Source organism: Brevundimonas sp. ABV4_179 (assembly GCF_056311945.1).
In genome coordinates, this window is sequence record NZ_CM149976.1 from 2,752,160 (window position 1) to 2,767,035 (window position 14,876).

Genomic DNA, 14,876 nt, shown 5'->3' on the forward strand with positions numbered 1-14,876 from the left:
CGCTCGTATTCAGGGGGTTAAGGCCAACGCCTTTTAATTCGCGAATTGCGTGACTATGCTGTGACCGCTCGCGAACCGATCGCGCCGATTTCGCCCTTTGCGAAGCCTGGCGCGCCCTCCTCGCGGCGATGACTTTCACCAATCCTAGAATCTCCCGGCATCGCCGAGGATTCGAAGAGCGGACCAGGGACGCGGCCTTCCCAAGGGATTGGCGCGCCCGGTTCAGGACCGACGACTTCCATGGGCCTTAACGCCTGCGCACCCCAACGGCTTGATCAAGCCTGCTTCGCCGTTCTCGGCGAGGGGATGTCGCGCGCGCCGGCCCTCACCTTCATTCGGCGAGCCGCCATGACCCTGTTCCGCCATCCGGGACGGTCGGCCTGCGCGCGCCAGAGAGAGACCTTCCATGTCAAAGACCATGCTGATCGACGCGGCCCACCCGGAGGAAACCCGGGTCGCCATCGTGGACGGACGCCAGATTGAGGAATTCGATTTCGAATCCCGTGCGAAGCGCCAGCTTCGCGGCAACATCTACCTCGCCAAGGTCACCCGCGTAGAGCCCAGCCTTCAGGCCGCCTTCGTCGAATACGGCGGCAATCGCCACGGCTTCCTGGCCTTCAACGAAATCCACCCGGACTACTACCAGATCCCCGTCGCCGACCGCGAAGCCATCATGGCCGAGGCGCACGACGACGACGACGAGGACGATCTGGACCGCGAATCGACCGGCGACGACGTCGATCCCGACGCCGCCCTGGCCGATGAGGAGCGGCTGAAGCGGCGCCTGATGCGTCGCTACAAGATCCAGGACGTCATCAAGCGTCGCCAGATCCTGCTGGTCCAGGTCGTCAAGGACGAACGCGGCGCCAAGGGCGCGGCCCTGACCACCTGGCTGTCGCTGGCCGGCCGCTACTGCGTGCTGATGCCCAACACCGGCAAGGGCGGCGGCATTTCGCGCAAGATCACCAACACCTCGGACCGTCGTCGCCTGAAGAGCGCGGTCGCGGCTCTGGACGTGCCCACGGGCATGGGCCTGATCATCCGCACGGCCGGCGCCAAGCGCACCAAGGCCGAGATCAAGCGCGACTACCAGTACCTGCTGCGCCTGTGGGCGACGATCCGCGAGACCACGCTGGCCTCTCACGCCCCCTCGGTGATCTACGAGGAGGAAAACCTGGTCCGCCGCGCTGTGCGCGACATGTTCGACAAGGACTTCGACGGCATTCAGGTCGAGGGCGTCGAAGGCTTCAAGGAAGCGCGCGACTTCATGCGCGTGCTGATGCCCGCCCAGGCCAAGAAGGTTCACCTGTATCGCGGCTCGCGGCCCCTGTTCGCGGCCAACGGCATCGAGGAGTTGCTGACCCAGATCCACCAGCCGGTCGTGCCGCTGAAGTCGGGCGGCTATCTGGTCATCAACCAGACCGAGGCCCTGGTGGCCATCGACGTCAACTCCGGCCGCGCCACCAAGGAGCGCAACGTCGAGCAGACGGCGTTCAAGACCAATATGGAGGCGGCTGTCGAGGCTGCGCGCCAGTTGCGTCTGCGCGACCTGGCCGGCCTGGTCGTGATCGACTTCATCGACATGGACGAGGGCAAGAACAACCGCGCCGTGGAGAAGGTGCTGAAGGACGCCCTTTCGTCCGACCGCGCCCGCATCCAGATGGGCCGCATCTCGCCCTTCGGCCTGATGGAGATCAGCCGCCAGCGTCGCCGCCTGGGCGTGATCGAGGGCGCGACCGAGGCCTGCCCCCACTGCCAGGGCACCGGCCGGATCCGCTCGGCCGAATCCGCCGCCCTGATGACCCTGCGCGCGGTCGACATCGAGGCCGGCAAGAACGGCGCAGGCGTCGTTGTGCTGAAGGTCTGCACCGCCGTCGGCCTGTATATCCTGAACCACAAGCGCGCCTATCTGCAGGCCCTGCTGGAACGTCGCGGCCTGAACGTCATCGTCCAGATCGACGACAGCCTGGGTCAGGGCGAACACAGTATCGAGCGCACCGAGACCAACGAGGACTTCGTCGCGCCCGAGATCGAAATGCCCGATCTGGACGACGACTTCGACGCCTCGCTCTATGAGGACGAAGAGGACGACGAGGACGAGGAAGTCGTTGCCGACGACGAGGACGACGACGAGGACTCGCTGGAGCGCGAGGACACCGACGACGACGAACCACGCGAGCGGTCGGAGCGTCACGACGGAAACGGCCGCGGTCGCAACCGTCGCCGTCGTCGCGGCGGTCGGCGCGACGAGGGGGCCGTGGACGCCGTGTCCGCAGACGACGCCTCTGACGACGAGGAAGACGAGAACGGCCGTCGTCGCCGTCGCGGCCGTCGCGGCGGTCGCCGGATGCGCGAGGACGGGGATCGCGACGTCTATACCTGGGTGCGCGGCCGCACGCCCTCGCTGGACGAGCCCTATGTCTGGTTCGACCCGCTGAACCCCGGTCGCGGCGAGGGCCGCAGCGAGCGCTTCGAACGCGCCGAACGTCTTGAAGCCGACGCCAGCGTCGAGCCTCTGACCGCGACAGTTGACGAAGCCAATGCCGAAACCACGAACGAGGAAGGCGGCCGTTCGCGTCGCCGCCGTCGTCGCGGTCGCGGTCGTGGCGGCGAGGCCGGCGCGGCGCACGAGATCAAGGTCGAGAACCGCGCCACCAACGAAGGCATGCCGCCCGACGGCTCGCCCGAGACGCCGATGGCGGTCATGATCCAACCGACCAGCGAAACCGTCGAGGCCGCCGCGCCGGCACTTGCGCCCGAACCGCAGCGCCGCCGCGTGCGTCGCAAGTCGGCCAGCGCCAGCCTCGAGGTCGCGACCGAGCCGCACCCCGACACGGCCATCGAGCCGAACGAGGCGACGGTGGAAGGCGAACCGGCCGATCTGGACGTCACACCGCACGAGGCGCTCGTCTCGGAGACGGTCGAGATCGCCCCGGTCGAGCAGCCCGCCGCGCCTGCTCCGACGCCGATCGAGCCCTCGCCCGCCGTCTTGGCCGAACCCTTCGTTGCGCCAAAGCCCGAGATCGATGTCGAGGCCATCATCGCCGAGGATCCCAACCAGATCGTCGCGCCGCCCGAAAAGCCCAAACGCGGGTGGTGGCGCCGCTGATCGGTCAAGATTATATTGTCAGGATGCAGGCGGGGGCCGGTCGCTATTGGAGTTCAGCCATGAGGTGGCTTCCCCGATCTGCATCCCGTCTTCTGGCGGCGGCGGCGACGGCCTTTATGGCCTTGTCCGTCGCCGGCCAGGCCGCCGCACAGAGCCTGATCCGCGACACCGAGATCGAGGGCATCGTGCGCGAATGGGCCGACCCGGTCTTCACGGCCATGGGGCTGAACCCGTCCGACATCCAGGTCCTGCTGGTCAATGACGACGAACTGAACGCCTTCGCCACGCGCGGGCGGATCATGGGCGTCAACACCGGCCTGATCCTGCGCACCAAGACGCCCAACGAACTGCTGGGCGTGATGGCGCACGAGGCCGGCCACATCAAGAACCGCCACACCCTGCGCGACGGCGCCCAGAACGCCGGCAAACAGCCGATGTTCATGACCATGGCCCTGGGCGCCCTGGCCATCGCGGCGGGTGCGCCGGACGCGGGCGTGGCCTTGCTGGGGTCCAGCCAGTATTTCGGCGCCCTGGGCGCCCTGCGCTACATGCAGGGCCAGGAGGGCGAGGCCGATCTGACCGGCGCGCGCGGCCTTGAGGCGGCCGGTGAATCCGGCGCGGGCCTGGTGTCCTTCTTCGACAACTTCCGCTCGCAGGAAGTCTTCTCCGACGCCCGGCGCTATCCCTACTTCCGCAGCCACCCCCTGTCGTCGCAGCGCATAGAGACCCTGCGCCGCTATGTGCAGGAACAACCGCACTACGACCACCGCGACAGCCCCGAGCGTGTGGCTCAGCACGCCCTGATCCTGGCCAAGATCCACGCCTTCATGGACGCGCCGACTGCGACGCTGCGGGACTATCCCTCCACCGACGTCTCCCTGCCCGGCCGCTACGCCCGCGCCATCGCCTGGTATCGCGACGGCCAGACGGACAAGGCCTTGACGGCCGTGGACGCCCTGATCGCCGGCGATGTCGCGAACCCTTATTTCCAGGAACTGAAGGGCCAGATTCTCTTCGAGGAGGGCCGCCCCGCCGAAGCCGTCGCCTCTCACCGCGAAGCCGTGCGACTAAAGCCCGACGCTCCTCTGCTGCGCGTCAACCTGGCCCACGCCCTGATCGAAACCAACGACAAGGCCAATCTGGACGAGGCCATCGACCAGTTGAAACGCGCGGTCGTCGCCGAAAAGGACAACACCATGGCCTGGCGTCTGCTGGCCCAGGCCTACGCCGCCCAGGGCAAGGAGGGCGAGGCGCGCCTGGCCTCGGCCGAATACTATTTCGCCGGCGGCGACGAGAAACAGGCGACCCAGTTCGCCCTGCGCGCCCGGTCCATGCTCGACCCCGGCTCCATCGAATGGCGCCGGGCGGTGGACATCGTCCTGGCCTCGGGCGCCACGCCCGACGATCTGCGCGACCTCGACCAACGCGAGGCCGCCCGCCGGCCCACGACCCTGAACTGACTTTCCCCGACTGCGAGCCTTCATGACCGACGACGCCCCCGCGCCTGCACCCGAACCCCACGCCGCCGCCCAGCCCAGGACGGCGGGGCTGCTGAGCGGCGGGCGCGCCGGCTACATCGCCCTGGGCCTGTCGGTCGTCGCCCTGGGTCTGGCGGCCGCCCCCTATTTCACCGGCGGCTCCAATGTCCGCACCTATTTGCTGAACCACCCCGAGGTCTTGCAGGAGGCCAGCCAGGCGCTGCAGGCCAAGGAAGGCCAGGCCCGCGTTGACGAAACCAACGCCGCCGCCGCCGCCAACGCCGGCCTTCTGGCGCCCGACAGCCGCGATCCCGCCTTCGGTCCGGCGGACGCCAAGGTCACGGTGATCGAATTCTTCGACTTCCGCTGTCCCGGCTGCAAGGCAGTAGCTCACGACTATCGCGCCCTGATGGCGGCCCACCCTGAGGTTCGGTTCGTCTTCAAGGATTGGCCCATCCTGGATCGCGGCGACGACATCACCTCGCAATACGCCGCCCGCGCCGCCCTGGCCGCGCATCAGCAGGGCAAATATCTGGAGGTGTACGACGCGCTGATGAACGAGCGCGCCCTGACCCTTCAATCCATTGACGCCATCCTGGCCGCGCATGGCGTGGACATGACCCGCGCCAAGGCGACCCTGGCCTCGCCCGAGACCACACGCCACATCGCCGACATCCACACCACGGCCGCCGCCCTGCGCCTGCAAGGCACCCCGACCTTCTTCGTCAACGGCAAGGCCGCCGCCAGCATCGACCCTGCCGAGATCGGCAGGATGATCGAGGCCGCAAAGAAATAGGCCCGCGATGCTGAACCGCCTGCCCTGGGCTTTGGTCGTCTTCCGGCTGCTGTGCGCGCCTGCGCTGGTCGGCTTGGCGATCATCGCGCCTCAGGCGGGCGGGACCGCCGCGATCCTGCTGTCCCTGGCGGTGTTGTCCGACATCTTCGACGGCGTCATCGCCCGTCGGCTGAAGGTGGTCACCCCAACCCTTCGACGCTGGGACGGTCGGGCGGACGTGATCTTCTGGTTGAGCGCCGCCTGGGCCCTTTGGCTGATGCATCCGGCCCTGGCGGCGATAGTGGGGCCGCTGGCCTTGATCCTGCTTGTCTTGGAGCTCGCCAATCACGCGGTCAGCTTCGCGCGCTTTCGGCGCGAGGCTTCGCCGCACCACTGGCTGTCCAAAATGTTCTGCCTGTGTCTGTGGGCGCTGTTCGTTCAGCTGTTCGTATCTGGCCAGACGAGTTGGCTGCTGTGGCTGACCTTCGGCCTGGGCGTGCTGTCGCAGATCGAGGCTTTCGCCATCACGATGCGGCTGAGGGCGTGGCGCTGCGACGTGCCGTCCGTTTTCGCCCTGGGGCGTTAGGCCTCGGCCAACGTCATCTGACCGCCGATCCATTCGACGCCCGCGTGGCGCAAGGCGTCGTTCGCCGCCGCCTCGTCGCCCATCGCCTGTTCGGCGCGATAGAGGACATAATAGCTGTAGGGGTCGTTGGGCCAGTCCTTCAGCAGTTCGCCGATCTTGGCCTTGGCCCCCGCCGCATCGCCCGACGCCAGCAAGGCGGCCGCCACGCTGCGGCGGGTCGGATACCAGATCATCGGCGGATCACCCCCTTCGGGGTTCATCGCCTGGATTTGCGCGGCACGGCCATAGGCGGCGATGGCGGCGGGATAGTCGGCCTCGATCATGGCCGCCCGCCCCTCCAGCACCTTCTGGAACAGTTCGGCGAAGCCGGTCTCGCGATCCGCCATCGGTCCCTTGAAAGCCTTATCGGCCAACAGCGCGGCGATGCCCGCCGCCTCGGCCCGCACCGCCCGCGCGTCGTCGCGACGCGCCGCCGCCTCGCCCCGCGCATAACGCCAGCCCACCCGCATCAGCGGCCGACCGGCGTCCGGCTCCGGCAGGGCCGCGACCTGAGCCGCCGTTCCGAACCGGCCGTATAGGGCATAGGCGTCGGCCGCCATGATCTGGCGATAGGCCCAGTAGTCGTCCTCGCCCGCCTGGGGCGCGCCCAGCAGCGTCGGATAGGTCGCCATATACCAGTCGGCCAGCTCCAGCCCCTTTTCGGCCCCGCCCGCCATCAGGGCGCCGCCCATGCCGAAATGGATGTTGTGCGCGTGCAGTCTCATGCCGCGAATGCCGCCGGGCGGTCCGACCAGCTGATCGTAATTCTTGTCCAAGGCCACGGCCTGGACGTTGGACATCATCGCCTCCTTGTAGCGCCCCACGCGATAGAAGGTGTGCGACGGCATATGCACCAGATGGCTGGCCCCCGGCGCCAGCAGGGCCAGCCGTTCGCCATAGGCCAGGGCCCGGTGCGGGTCGTCCGACCATTCGGTCAGGTGGATATACAGGTGGATGGCGCCGGGATCGTTCGGCTGGACCGTCAGGGCGTGTTCCAGGATCGCCATGGCGCGGGTCACGGCCGGATCGGCCGCCTTGCCGTTCTTGTCCCACCACTCGCCCTCGGGCTGCAGCATCCAGGCGTCGGCGGCGATGCTGGCGATGGAAACGTCTTCGGGATGGCGTTTGGCGATCCGGTCCATCGCGCGCGCGAACCGCAGGGAGCGCGTATCTTCCTTGCCGGAATAGCGCTGGATCAGCGCGTCGATCATCTGGCGCTGAACCGGCGTCGCGTCGCGGGCCAGCTGACGCGCCTCGCGCGCGACCCGTAGGCCGGTGGCGATAGAGTCAGGGTCGCCCCCGCCCCCGTTCAGGTTCGGCCCGATGGCCCAGGCCTCACCCCAGGCGCACATGCCGCACGAGGGGTCCAGCTGACGCGCCTTTCGAAACGCCCGCACCGATTCGGAATGTTCGAACGCCCAGCGCAGCCGCACGCCATAGTCGAACCACGCCTGGGCCTCGGGCGTCTTGGCGTCCACCGGAAAGCCGTCGCTGCCGAAACCGGGCGCCATGACCATGTCCGCGGTCGGTTGGACGTCGCCGACCGCCCCCACCCGGCCGCAGACCTGCGGATTGGCGATCAGGGCCAGGGTGGCCGCCGTGGCGGTGGCGTCGGCGACGGCCACCGGCGCAATCAAACAGGCGATCGAAACCGTCGCCACCCACAGGCCCTTACGCATCGCCGCCTCCCCGCGTTTGCGACGGCTATTGTGCGCCGGAATCGCGGACGCGCCAATGCGCAGCCGTTCAGGGCCGGGTGACGGCCAGGGTATCCTCGGGCCGACCGTCACCCGCCGGCGCCGTAAGACCCAGCATCCGCGCCAGGAAGGGCTGAACGTCCACGCTGTCCAGGTCGCTCAGCCGCCGCCCCACAACCACGCCCGGACCGTGGGCGATGAAGATCGCGGCCATCTCGGGCGCCTGGTTGTCATAGCCGTGGGCCCCGCCCGGGCGGGTCACGGGCCGGTCCCGCGTCGCGGTCAGCCAGCCGGTCTCGACCATGCAGACGATCTGGCCCACGCGCGGGTTGGACCCATAGACCAGCCGCGCCGGCACATCGGCCTTGTTCCAGCATTCCATGTGCGGATGCCGGCCGACCAGCTTCTGCTGCACCTCCGCCTCGCGGCCCGGAGCCGGGTCGGCGGTCAGCACCGCCCCGCCATAACCGATCTTCAGCGCCGCCGGGTCGATGATATCGTCGATCCAGACCACCCGGTCGGGGGAAGTCGCCGCCATTCCGTGATCGGACACCACCACCAGCAGGGTCCGGTCGTACAGGCCCCTGGCTTTCAAGCCCTCTATCAGCCGCCCGATAGACGCATCGACCGAGGCCGCAGCCGCGCGCGTTTCCGGCCCATCCGGGCCGTTGCGGTGGCCGGCGGTGTCGACAATGTCGAAATACAGGGTCTCCAGCCTGGGTCGCTGATCCGTCGGCAGGTCCAGCCAGGACAGCAGCCGATCCACCCGCGCGTCGCCCGGCATGCCCTGATCGAACGGCGCCCACTGGCTGGGACGCACGCCGTGGATCTCGACCTCCGATCCCGGCCAGAACATGGTGCCGGTGCGCACCCCCGCCTTCTCGGCCGTGACCCAGATCGGCTCGCCCTGAGCCCAGAAGCCGCTTTCCTTGCTGGCCATGGTGAAGACGCCCAGTTGCGCGTCGGTGAAGCGGTTGGCCACCACCCCGTGATGGTCGGGGTGCAGACCCGTCACCAGCGTATAGTGGTTGGGGAAGGTCACGCTGGGGAACGACGGCCGCATCGGCCCGAACGCGCCCCCGGCGACCAGCCCGTCCAGCACCGGCGTCTGGCCCTTGCCCATATAGTCCGGCCGGAAGCCGTCGATGGAGATCAGGATCACCCGATCCGGCAGGGCGGCCTGAACCGCTGCGCCGGCCACGCCCTGCTGCGTCTGCACAGGCGGCGTCCCGGCGCAGGACGACAAAGCCAGGGCGCCGGCGGCGATCAGACCGGCGAGCGGGAAACGAAACATGGACGACCTCGGATACGACACGAAACCATTGCCTAAACTTAATGCGCGACAGGCGCACGACGGCTTGTCGGAACGTCGTTCTCGCGCCAAGCTTGCATCATGGACACCGTCATCGAAATCCGCAGCCTCACCAAGACCTATGGGGCGGTGAAGGCCCTGGACGGTCTGACGCTCTCGATTCCGCGCGGCGGGGTCTATGGAGTGCTGGGCCCCAATGGGGCGGGCAAGTCGACCCTGTTCCGCACTCTGCTGGGCCTGATTCGGCCGACCGAGGGCGACGCCACGGTGATGGGCGGCCGCATAGGCGATCCGGCGGCGATGCGCCGCATGGGCTCCATGATCGAGACGCCGCGCTTTCCCCCCTTCATGACCGCCCGACAGGTGCTGGTCTGGCTGGCCCAGGCCCATGGCGGCGTCAGCGGGACCGAGATCGACAACTGGCTTCAGCGCGTGGGTCTAGCCGAGGCCGCAAACCGTCGCGTGCGCGGCTTCTCCGTGGGGATGCTGCAACGTCTGGGCGTCGCCGCCGCCCTGATGACCAAGCCCGATCTGGTCATTCTGGATGAACCGACCAGCGGCATGGACCCCCCCGGCATCCAGGAAATGCGCGCCCTGATCCGCAGCCTGGCGGACAACGACGGCGTGACCGTCATCCTGGCCAGCCACCAGCTTCAGGAGGTTCAGCGCGTCTGCGACCGCGTGGCCATCTTCAACAAGGGCAAGGTCATAACCGAGGGCCGGGTCTCGGACCTGACCGCCTCAGGCGAGCGTCTTCGCCTGTCCGTCACCCCCCTGGCCAAGGCCATGGCCGTGCTGGGCCAGCGCGCCGCCCTGGACGGGGACGCCGTTCTGGCCACGGCGCCCCGCGCCGAGGCCCCCGCCCTGATCAAGGCCCTGGTCGAAAACGGCGTCGACATCGAGGAGGCCCGTTGGATCGGCGCCGACCTGGAAGACGTCTTCATGAGCGAGACCGGCTGGACCGGCGTGCAGGAGCAAAACCGTGCTGGCTGACGCGATCCGATCCGAAACCTATCGCCTGTCGCGCAACCGCACCGCCCTGTTCTGGAGCGTGCTGTTCGTGCCGGTCATCAGCCTGGTGCTGGCCACCATCGGCTTCGTGGTCGCCAAGGCCAATGAGGCCAAGTTGGTCGGCAAGCTGCCGCCGGAACTGATGACGGGCGGCCCCCTGGACCTGGGCCTGACGCTGGTCAAGAGCGCCGGCGACTTCGCCAACCCCGCCATCCTGATGTTCGTCCTTATCGGCGCGGCGACTATCTACGCCGGCGACTATCGGTGGGAGACCTGGCGCTTGATCAGCGCCCGCAACACCCGCTCCAACCTGCTGGCGGGCAAGGTCGTGGTCACCGCCCTGCTGATTGTCGCCGCCACCTTCGCCGCCCTGGTGTCCGACCTGATCGCCAGCTTGATCCAGGCGGCGGTGTTCGGCCGGCCCCTGACCTTCTCTATGACGGGCGCCGCCGCCGCCGACTTCGGCCTTCTGGCCCTTACCGGCTGGGCGCGAATCCTGCAGTTCACCATGCTGGGCCTGTTGGCGGCGGTCATGACCCGCTCGCTTCTGGCCGCCCTGTTCGCGCCGCTGGTGATCGGCATCGGCCAGTTCTTCCTGCCGCAGATTCTGATGCCGATGGGCGTGACCCCCGACGGCTGGCTGTTGCCGCTGCTGTCGCCGGGCATGGCGACCGACCTGCTGAAAGCCGTCATCCAGGGCGGGACGGCGGCGGCGGACCTGCCGGATCATGCGCTGTTGAAAGGCGTGCTCGGCCTGGCCCTGTGGATCGTCGTTCCCTTCGCCGCCGCCGTGGCCTGGTTCAACAAGCAGGACCTGTCAAAGGAGTAGGCGGCGGCGGACTGCGTTCGCCTTCCCGCACCAGCCAATCTCGGAAGGCGTCCACGGCGGGGTCGCGCCGCCCTTCCGGCCGCAGGAAGGCGAACCACGACGCGCGTTCCACAAAGCCGAACGGCGCGACCAGCCGCCCGGCTAGGACGTCGGGCGCCACGAAGGCCCAGGGCGCAATGGCCACGCCCAGGCCAGATGCGGCCGCCTCGACCAGCGAATGGTTGTGGGCGAACTCCCGCTCCGGCGCGTCGCCCTTCAACGTCACGCCCGCCAGGTCCGCCCACACCGTCCACGCCTGCCGGAAGGTGGCAGAGCGCAGACGCGGCGCCGCTCCGACCGCCTGAAGCGTGGGCATCTTCGCCATCAAGCCCGGCGCACCGACCGGCCCCTGGTGCTGTGACAGGAAGCGCGTGCTTTCGGTGCGGACATGGCGCTGATCCGGCTCCACGATGCGAATGGCGCCATCGAACCGATCCCGGCGAAAATCGACCGGCAGATAAGATTCCGACAGCCGCACCCTGACCTCGGGATGCGCCTCCAGAAAGCTCGGCAGGCGCGGGATCAGCCATTTCAGCGCAAAGGTGCCCAGGCAAGAGATTTCGATTTCTCGCACCGTCTCACCCCGCGCCTCGGCCACCGCCTCGGTGATCGCCCCGAAGGCGGGCGTCAGAGCCTCCGCCAACCGACGGCCGGCCTCCGTCAGGACCAAGGCATGGCGCGGTCCGCTGACCAGCCGCACGCCCAGCGCGGCCTGCAGCGCCGCGATCTGGCGGCTGACCGCCCCGTGGGTGACGCACAGTTCGGCGGCCGCCCGCGTCATGCTGGCGTGGCGGGCGAACACCTCAAAGGTTCGCAGCGCATTCAACGGCGGCGGCGCACGGCCCGTCATGTGACCTCCCCTCACACAGACCTCACCGCATAATCGATATCGCGGCGCGCGCCTATCGGCTTCAACCTGGCTGATGTCGCACTTCGATCCGCCGCCCCGCCCGCCCCGCCGTCCAATGCAGGACCAGATCGCCTATGGGCTGTGCATATTGCTCATATGGATAATGGCGCTGGCCGCGATTTTGGACGCCTAGAGCCGCTTTTCCATGAAGACGTCGGCTCGGGCATAGGGTGTCGGCCGGGCAGGCAGATGCGCGAACCCAAATCGTTCATACAGGCTCACCGCCGAGGTCAGTCCGCTGTTGGTCTCAAGGTACAGACGCCCCACGCTCATCCGACGCGCCGCCGCCTCGCAGGCCTCCAGCAGGCGCCGCGCCAGCCCCTGCCCCCGCGCCCCTGGCGTCACAGTCATCTTGCACACCTCCACGCCGCCCTCGATCGGCAGGATGGCGCAGCAGCCGATGGCCCGCCCGTCCTTCTCCACAATGAAGATACGCCCGCCCCTGTCCAGAAACGCCCCTCGCGGATCGTCCATGGCCAGTCTGTCCTTGGCCTCGATCTCGAACCCGCCCTCGGCCAACCAGGCCGCGTTCAGCTGCGCCCAGGCGGCGGCGTGGTCGGGGCGGTAATCGACGATGGCGGCGGTCATGGCCGCCTGATGCCCGATCCGCCGGCCAAACAAAAGGGCGGCCGGATCGCTCCGACCGCCCTTTCGGCGTTTGGTCTGTCGACCGGGTTTTAGTCTTCGTCGCCTTCATAGGCCAGGACCGGACCGGAGTCCTTGCCCTTGGCTTCGACGTCGCGATCGACGAACTCGATCACAGCCATCGGGGCGTTGTCGCCGTGGCGGAAGCCGGCCTTCATGATGCGGATATAGCCGCCGTTGCGCTCGCTGTAACGCGGGCCCAGCGTCTCGAACAGCTTGCCGACTTGCGGCACGTCGCGAACCTGGCTGATGGCCTGACGACGCGCGTGCAGATCGCCCTTCTTGGCCAGGGTGACCAGCTTCTCGACGAAGGGACGCAGTTCCTTGGCCTTGGGCAGGGTCGTGGTGATTTGCTCGTGCTTGATCAGCGAGGCGGCCATGTTCGCGAACATGGCGGTGCGGTGGCTGGTCGTGCGACCGAGTTTACGATGGGCGGCGCCGTGGCGCATCTGGGTCTCTCCTACTCCGGGTCCGGTATCTCCTGATCGGAGACCTAGGCCCGTAATCTTCTAACCGCCCCGTCATTCTCCTCGAGAGGAGACGGGCGGAGGGTTGAACTTAGATCTGGTCGTCGAACTTCTTGGCCAGGTCTTCGATGTTTTCGGGCGGCCAGTTCGGCACGTCCATGCCGAGGCTGAGGCCCATCGTCGTCAGAACTTCCTTGATCTCGTTCAGCGACTTGCGGCCGAAGTTCGGGGTGCGAAGCATTTCGCCCTCGGTCTTCTGGATCAGATCGCCGATGTAGACGATGTTGTCGTTCTTCAGGCAGTTGGCCGAACGGACCGACAGCTCCAGCTCGTCCACCTTTTTCAGCAGCGCCGGGTTGAAGGGCAGGTCGGGCTTGCCGTCCGACTGCTCGACAGCCTTCTTGGGCTCTTCGAAGGTGATGAAGATCTGCAACTGGTCCTGCAGGATGCGCGCGGCGTAGGCCACGGCGTCCACAGGCGTCACCGCGCCATTGGTTTCGACTTCCAGCAGCAGCTTGTCATAGTCCAGCGACTGGCCCTGACGGGTCGGCTCGACACGGTAGGCCACCTTCTTGACCGGCGAATACAGCGCATCCACGGCGATCAGGCCGATGGGCGCGTCTTCCGGGCGGTTCAGTTCGGCCGCGACATAGCCCTTGCCGTTCTGAACGGTCAGTTCCATGCGGATCGAGGCGCCGTCGTCCAGCGTGCAGATGACGTGATCGGGGTTCAGAACCTCGATGTCCGCCGGCACGTCGATCTGGCCGGCCGTCACCGCGCCGGGGCCCGTGGCGCGCAAAGTCATGCGCTTGGGACCTTCGGCGTGCATACGCAGCGCCAGTTGCTTGATGTTCAGGACGATGTCGACCACGTCTTCGCGCACGCCTTCCAGCGACGAGAACTCATGGACCACGCCGTCGATCTGGATGGCGGTGACCGCCGCGCCTTGCAGCGAGGACAGCAGAACGCGACGCAGCGCGTTGCCGAGCGTCACGCCGAAGCCACGCTCGAGGGGCTCGGCCACCAGGCGCGCCTTGCGCTGGGCGTCGGAGCCGGTCTCGATCTGGGGCTTCTCGGGACGGATCAGCTCTTGCCAGTTTCTTTCGATCATTTTGTCCCTCGAACGGGTTTCGTCGGCTCCGGCCTTGTCGACGAGGCCATGGTGGAGCCGACGGAGATGGGGTGTGCCTGGAACGAAGTCGCGATTAGACGCGACGACGCTTGGGCGGACGGCAACCGTTATGCGGCATCGGCGTGACGTCGCGGATGGTCGTGATCGTCAGGCCGACCGACTGCAGCGCGCGCAGGGCCGATTCACGGCCGGAACCCGGACCCGAAACGTTCACCTCCAGCGTCTTCACGCCGTGTTCCTGCGCCTTCTTGCCGGCGTCTTCCGCAGCCATCTGGGCGGCGTAGGGGGTCGACTTACGCGAACCCTTGAAGCCCATGTGACCGGCCGAAGACCACGAGATCGCGTTGCCCTGGGCATCGGTGATCGTGATCATGGTGTTGTTGAACGAAGCATTCACGTGGGCGACGCCCGAGGTGATGTTCTTGCGCTCGCGCTTCTTTACGCGACCCGGTTCCTTGGCCATGTGTCTGTCTTACTTCTTCTTGCCGGCGATCGGCTTGGCGGGACCCTTGCGGGTGCGGGCGTTCGTATGGGTGCGCTGGCCGCGGACCGGCAGGCCCTTGCGGTGACGCAGGCCGCGATAGCAGGCCAGATCCATCAGACGCTTGATATTCATCGACGTCTCGCGGCGCAGGTCGCCCTCGACGGTGTGATCCTTGTCGATCGTTTCGCGGATCGACAGGACTTCGGCGTCCGTCAGCTGGTTCACGCGACGGGCGGGCTCGATGCCTACCTTCTCGGTGATGTCCTTGGCGGCGGCGGGGCCGATGCCATGGATGTACTGAAGCGCGATTTCCACGCGCTTGTTGGTCGGGATATTGACGCCAGCAATACGGGCCACGAAATT

At 67.6% G+C, this 14,876-nt stretch carries 14 protein-coding genes; 6 read left to right on the top strand and 8 right to left on the bottom strand.

Annotated elements, in window-relative coordinates; genetic code table 11:
• The first annotated feature begins 406 nt into the window (after positions 1 to 406).
• The 4 genes from ACYX4P_RS13380 to ACYX4P_RS13395 are packed head-to-tail and all read left to right on the top strand — an operon-like array spanning position 407 to position 5,948.
• On the top strand, positions 407 to 3,109 hold the full coding sequence (locus tag ACYX4P_RS13380; protein WP_292074736.1) for an Rne/Rng family ribonuclease: 2,703 nt from the start codon (positions 407 to 409) through the stop codon (positions 3,107 to 3,109).
• 59 nt (positions 3,110 to 3,168) lie between these two features.
• A complete protein-coding gene (locus ACYX4P_RS13385; RefSeq protein ID WP_248117176.1) occupies positions 3,169 to 4,569 on the top strand; it encodes a M48 family metalloprotease in 1,401 nt (466 codons plus the stop codon).
• A 22-nt stretch (positions 4,570 to 4,591) separates the two neighbouring features.
• Entirely contained in the window at positions 4,592 to 5,383 is a 792-nt protein-coding gene (locus ACYX4P_RS13390; RefSeq protein ID WP_248117177.1) for a DsbA family protein, read from the top strand.
• 7 nt (positions 5,384 to 5,390) lie between these two features.
• Entirely contained in the window at positions 5,391 to 5,948 is a 558-nt protein-coding gene (locus tag ACYX4P_RS13395) for a CDP-alcohol phosphatidyltransferase family protein (protein WP_248117178.1), read from the top strand.
• On the opposite strand, the gene ACYX4P_RS13400 is transcribed toward ACYX4P_RS13395, so the two are convergent.
• Positions 5,945 to 7,666 (bottom strand): tetratricopeptide repeat protein, encoded by a 1,722-nt coding sequence (locus ACYX4P_RS13400; RefSeq protein WP_476069775.1) that lies wholly within the window; start codon positions 7,664 to 7,666, stop codon positions 5,945 to 5,947. The genes ACYX4P_RS13395 and ACYX4P_RS13400 overlap by 4 nt on opposite strands.
• A gap of 67 nt (positions 7,667 to 7,733) precedes the next feature.
• On the bottom strand, positions 7,734 to 8,978 hold the full coding sequence (locus ACYX4P_RS13405; RefSeq protein ID WP_248117180.1) for an alkaline phosphatase family protein: 1,245 nt from the start codon (positions 8,976 to 8,978) through the stop codon (positions 7,734 to 7,736).
• A 99-nt stretch (positions 8,979 to 9,077) separates the two neighbouring features.
• Between ACYX4P_RS13405 and ACYX4P_RS13410 the strand changes: the two genes are divergently transcribed.
• Both ACYX4P_RS13410 and ACYX4P_RS13415 read left to right on the top strand, forming a co-directional pair.
• Positions 9,078 to 9,989, top strand: coding sequence for an ABC transporter ATP-binding protein (locus ACYX4P_RS13410; RefSeq protein WP_248117181.1), 912 nt, complete (start codon positions 9,078 to 9,080; stop codon positions 9,987 to 9,989).
• Positions 9,979 to 10,836, top strand: coding sequence for an ABC-2 transporter permease (locus ACYX4P_RS13415; protein WP_292046885.1), 858 nt, complete (start codon positions 9,979 to 9,981; stop codon positions 10,834 to 10,836). The genes ACYX4P_RS13410 and ACYX4P_RS13415 overlap by 11 nt, the downstream gene beginning before the upstream one ends.
• Here ACYX4P_RS13415 and ACYX4P_RS13420 read toward each other — a convergent pair.
• The 6 genes from ACYX4P_RS13420 to rpsM form a co-directional block, all read right to left on the bottom strand.
• Complete coding sequence (locus ACYX4P_RS13420; RefSeq protein ID WP_248117184.1) at positions 10,808 to 11,725, bottom strand: LysR substrate-binding domain-containing protein; 918 nt, start codon at positions 11,723 to 11,725, stop codon at positions 10,808 to 10,810. The genes ACYX4P_RS13415 and ACYX4P_RS13420 overlap by 29 nt on opposite strands.
• 189 nt (positions 11,726 to 11,914) lie before the next feature.
• Positions 11,915 to 12,373, bottom strand: a complete 459-nt coding sequence (locus ACYX4P_RS13425) for a GNAT family N-acetyltransferase (RefSeq protein WP_248117185.1) — start codon at positions 12,371 to 12,373, stop codon at positions 11,915 to 11,917.
• Positions 12,374 to 12,462: 89 nt separating this feature from the next.
• On the bottom strand, positions 12,463 to 12,879 hold the full coding sequence (gene rplQ, locus ACYX4P_RS13430; protein WP_087119301.1) for a 50S ribosomal protein L17: 417 nt from the start codon (positions 12,877 to 12,879) through the stop codon (positions 12,463 to 12,465).
• Between the two features lie 109 nt (positions 12,880 to 12,988).
• The gene (locus tag ACYX4P_RS13435) at positions 12,989 to 14,008 is read right to left on the bottom strand and encodes a DNA-directed RNA polymerase subunit alpha (RefSeq protein ID WP_248117186.1); all 1,020 of its coding nucleotides are present in this window, start codon (positions 14,006 to 14,008) and stop codon (positions 12,989 to 12,991) included.
• Between the two features lie 94 nt (positions 14,009 to 14,102).
• The gene (gene rpsK / locus ACYX4P_RS13440) at positions 14,103 to 14,492 is read right to left on the bottom strand and encodes a 30S ribosomal protein S11 (protein ID WP_013268944.1); all 390 of its coding nucleotides are present in this window, start codon (positions 14,490 to 14,492) and stop codon (positions 14,103 to 14,105) included.
• A gap of 9 nt (positions 14,493 to 14,501) precedes the next feature.
• Positions 14,502 to 14,870 (bottom strand): 30S ribosomal protein S13, encoded by a 369-nt coding sequence (rpsM, locus tag ACYX4P_RS13445; RefSeq protein WP_026108555.1) that lies wholly within the window; start codon positions 14,868 to 14,870, stop codon positions 14,502 to 14,504.
• Between the last annotated feature and the right edge of the window lie 6 nt (positions 14,871 to 14,876).

What these genes read in the sequence shown, in the direction of transcription:
- ACYX4P_RS13435 (WP_248117186.1), bottom strand. Translation starts at nt 14,008, where the DNA reads ATGATCGAAAGAAACTGGCAAGAGCTGATCCGTCCCGAGAAGCCCCAG.
- ACYX4P_RS13390 (WP_248117177.1), top strand. Translation starts at nt 4,592, where the DNA reads ATGACCGACGACGCCCCCGCGCCTGCACCCGAACCCCACGCCGCCGCC.
- ACYX4P_RS13405 (WP_248117180.1), bottom strand. Translation starts at nt 8,978, where the DNA reads ATGTTTCGTTTCCCGCTCGCCGGTCTGATCGCCGCCGGCGCCCTGGCT.
- ACYX4P_RS13420 (WP_248117184.1), bottom strand. Translation starts at nt 11,725, where the DNA reads ATGACGGGCCGTGCGCCGCCGCCGTTGAATGCGCTGCGAACCTTTGAG.
- ACYX4P_RS13410 (WP_248117181.1), top strand. Translation starts at nt 9,078, where the DNA reads ATGGACACCGTCATCGAAATCCGCAGCCTCACCAAGACCTATGGGGCG.
- rpsK (WP_013268944.1), bottom strand. Translation starts at nt 14,492, where the DNA reads ATGGCCAAGGAACCGGGTCGCGTAAAGAAGCGCGAGCGCAAGAACATC.
- ACYX4P_RS13395 (WP_248117178.1), top strand. Translation starts at nt 5,391, where the DNA reads ATGCTGAACCGCCTGCCCTGGGCTTTGGTCGTCTTCCGGCTGCTGTGC.
- ACYX4P_RS13385 (WP_248117176.1), top strand. Translation starts at nt 3,169, where the DNA reads ATGAGGTGGCTTCCCCGATCTGCATCCCGTCTTCTGGCGGCGGCGGCG.
- ACYX4P_RS13380 (WP_292074736.1), top strand. Translation starts at nt 407, where the DNA reads ATGTCAAAGACCATGCTGATCGACGCGGCCCACCCGGAGGAAACCCGG.
- ACYX4P_RS13400 (WP_476069775.1), bottom strand. Translation starts at nt 7,666, where the DNA reads ATGCGTAAGGGCCTGTGGGTGGCGACGGTTTCGATCGCCTGTTTGATT.
- rplQ (WP_087119301.1), bottom strand. Translation starts at nt 12,879, where the DNA reads ATGCGCCACGGCGCCGCCCATCGTAAACTCGGTCGCACGACCAGCCAC.
- ACYX4P_RS13425 (WP_248117185.1), bottom strand. Translation starts at nt 12,373, where the DNA reads ATGACCGCCGCCATCGTCGATTACCGCCCCGACCACGCCGCCGCCTGG.